This is a genomic window from Marivirga lumbricoides (genome assembly GCF_014636295.1).
Lineage (GTDB): Bacteria > Bacteroidota > Bacteroidia > Cytophagales > Cyclobacteriaceae > Marivirga > Marivirga lumbricoides.
Genome location: NZ_BMEC01000039.1, coordinates 1 through 3,209, shown reverse-complemented (window position 1 = coordinate 3,209; position 3,209 = coordinate 1). Strand labels below are relative to the sequence as shown.

The window sequence follows — 3,209 nt, the reverse complement described above, 5'->3', positions numbered from 1 at the left end:
AAGAAGGCTGGGAAAGCATCAGGAAAGGTGATTTTTTCACTGAATTCTTCCTGATGTCCATTGCTACATTAGGAGCGTTTGCCATAGGTGAATACCCGGAAGGTGTAGCCGTGATGTTGTTTTATGCGGTAGGTGAACTGTTTCAAAATGCTGCGGTGAAACGGGCTAAAGGCAATATAAAGGCCTTACTCGATGTGCGGCCTAATATTGCTTTAGTATATAAAGACAATGATTTTGTAGAGGTAAACCCGGAAACGGTGCATATCGGGGAAAAAGTTCAGGTGCGAACAGGAGAAAAAATTCCTTTGGACGGCATCCTTTTGTCTGAAAAGGCCAGCGTCAATACGGCAGCCATCACAGGGGAAAGTAAGCCCGACACCATATATAAAGAAGATAAAGTTTTTGCGGGCAGCATCAACCTTGAAGGCGTAATAGAACTGGAAACAACCAAAGAATTTAACGACAGCTCCATTGCCCGGATATTGGATATGGTACAAAATGCCACGGCAAGGAAATCAAAAACGGAGCTTTTTATCAGAAAATTTGCCCGGGTATATACCCCTATCGTGGTATTTCTTGCCATCTGCCTCACCGTTCTCCCCTATTTTTTTGTAGATAATTACGTATTCCAGGATTGGTTATACAGAGCACTTATCTTCCTGGTAATTTCTTGTCCCTGTGCATTGGTAATTTCTATTCCACTGGGCTATTTCGGTGGATTAGGTGCGGCCTCAAGAAACGGTATCCTGTTTAAGGGAGCCTCATTTCTTGATGCCATAACTAAAGTAAATACAGTGGTTATGGATAAAACAGGCACCGTTACCAAAGGGGTGTTTAAGATCAAAGAAATCAAACCAGTAGCTATTTCCGAAAATGAAATGATGTCCTATCTATTGGCCCTGGAGGAGCAGTCGACCCACCCGATTGCCCGTGCCATAATGGAGTATGAATTAAATGGGCAGAATCATACAGGTTCTGAGGTAAGCGAAATAGCAGGAAAGGGGTTAAAAGGTAAAGTCAATCATAAAACGGTTTTAGTAGGCAATAAAGCATTAATGACAGCTCATGGCATTGATGTCCCATCGGAGACAGATACCATCGTTGAATCTATCGTGATGATCGCCATTGATGATCAATTTTCCGGCTATGTTACCATTGCCGACCAACTGAAAGAAGATGCGGTAGAAGCTGTAAGACAAATGCATAATGCCGGCATTAAGAAAATCATTATGCTGTCGGGCGACAAGCCTTCTATTACTGAAAAAATTGGAAACGAATTGGGCTTAGAACAAGCCAAAGGCGGTTTGTTACCGGAGGATAAGCTTCATGAGGTAGAGGAAATGAAGAAAGATCCATCAGCCAGCATTGCTTTTGTGGGTGACGGGATCAACGATGCACCCGTTTTGGCAGTCAGTGATGTGGGCATAGCCATGGGTGGGCTCGGAAGTGATGTGGCGATTGAAACGGCCGATGTGGTCATCCAGACAGATCAGCCTTCAAAGATTGCAAGGGCTATAAAAATAGGTAGATCTACACGTAAGGTGGTCTGGCAGAATATTGCCCTGGCCTTCGGGGTAAAATTAATAATGATGATCCTGGGAGCCATAGGTTTAGCATCTTTGTGGGAAGCCGTGTTTGCAGATGTAGGTGTGGCCTTTCTGGCTATTCTGAATGCTATCAGAATCCAGAAAATGAAGTTTTAAACCAAATTGTAGTGTGTTTAACAGATAGCTAAATGTAATTAGAGAGGTTTTAAAGGACTAAATAGATGATAAGAAACTCATTATATACATTTTTTACGGTAGGTGTACTGCTTTGTATTTTTCCGTATAACGTAATGGCAAGCAAGGATGATAGTAGCCTGCGAACCACCATTCATTTGCTGGATTACATTTCAAGAGACTATACCGCAGCTGTACAAAACGGGCAAGTTATAGATGAAGCAGAGTTTGCTGAAATGCAGGAATTCAGTGATAAAGTGTATGTACTCATTGAAGAAAGTAATCTGCCGCAGGATAACAAGCTGCTTATTCTGTCACAGTTAAAAGAATTAGGAAGCCAAATTGAAAAAAAAGCTCCGCATCAAAGTATTTATAACTTAGCCCAGCAGACCAGACAAGATATTATCAAAACTACCGGTCTTAAAACGGCTCCCCTGGTATGGCCTGATCTCAAAAACGGAAAAAGCTTATATGTACAGCATTGCACACCCTGCCATGGAGTGAATGGAGCGGGAGACGGTAAGTTGGCAGCTGGCTTAAAACCAGCTCCTACCAATTTTCTCAACGATACCCTGATGCAGGAAATCTCGTCCTTTCAGGCATATAACACGATAAAACTGGGTGTGGAAGGCACTGCCATGCAGAGTTTTGCCACCTTATCCGATAAAGAGATTTGGGATTTGGCATTTTATATAAAAGCCCTCCGCTTTACACCTCAAGCTGACAAAAATAGCGAGCTGCAACAGAAGTTTGATCAGGCAAACAATGCAGTGAATTTGGAGGAGGTGGCTACCCTTTCCGATGTGGAATTGGTCAAACGTCTGAGCAATAATGATAGTGCTGACCCAGAGTTGTTGCTAACCGCACTGAGAACACAATCTCCCGGAGATAATGCACAAAAATATTCGCTTGACAAAGCAAGGAATTATTTAAAAAGTGCCTTGCAAAATTATACTTCCGGCAGGTACTCCTCTGCACGTGAAGATGCCCTGGCAGCTTACCTGGAAGGTATTGAGCCTTCGGAGGCAAGGCTAAAGGCCAATGCTCCCGCTTTTACAGCCAGCCTGGAGCAGCAAATGTTTGAGATACGTGAGATAATTGAAAATAAAGGTGATAAAGCACAAGTTGAGAAGGAAATTGATACTGGTCTTGCCATGCTGCGGCAGGCAGAGGAAATGATGCAGGACAAAAAGCTTAATTATTGGCTGTCATTTGCATTGTCAGCTTCAATTATGTTGCGAGAGGGGCTGGAAGCATTTTTGATCCTGGCCCTCATTCTGGCTCTTATTCGTTCATCAGGACTAAAAAAGGCTATACCCTGGGTACACGGAGGGTGGATAACCGCCATGTTGTTAGGAGTTGCCGGATGGTTTTTCTCCGATTGGGTGATTGGTATAAGCGGTAAAAACCGGGAGATCATGGAAGGAATGATTTCGCTGGTGGCAGTAATCGTCCTGGCCTTTGTAGGGTTCTGGTTGCATGACCACT

General features: G+C 43.4%; 2 protein-coding genes. Both read left to right on the top strand.

The window, feature by feature from the left end; genetic code table 11:
• The coding region (locus IEV85_RS24630; protein ID WP_188467930.1) for a heavy metal translocating P-type ATPase at positions 1-1,703 on the top strand (1,703 nt) is incomplete at its 5' end.
• Positions 1,704-1,768: 65 nt separating this feature from the next.
• Positions 1,769-3,209 (top strand): c-type cytochrome (locus IEV85_RS24625; protein ID WP_188467929.1); only part of this gene is annotated, 1,441 nt, incomplete at its 3' end.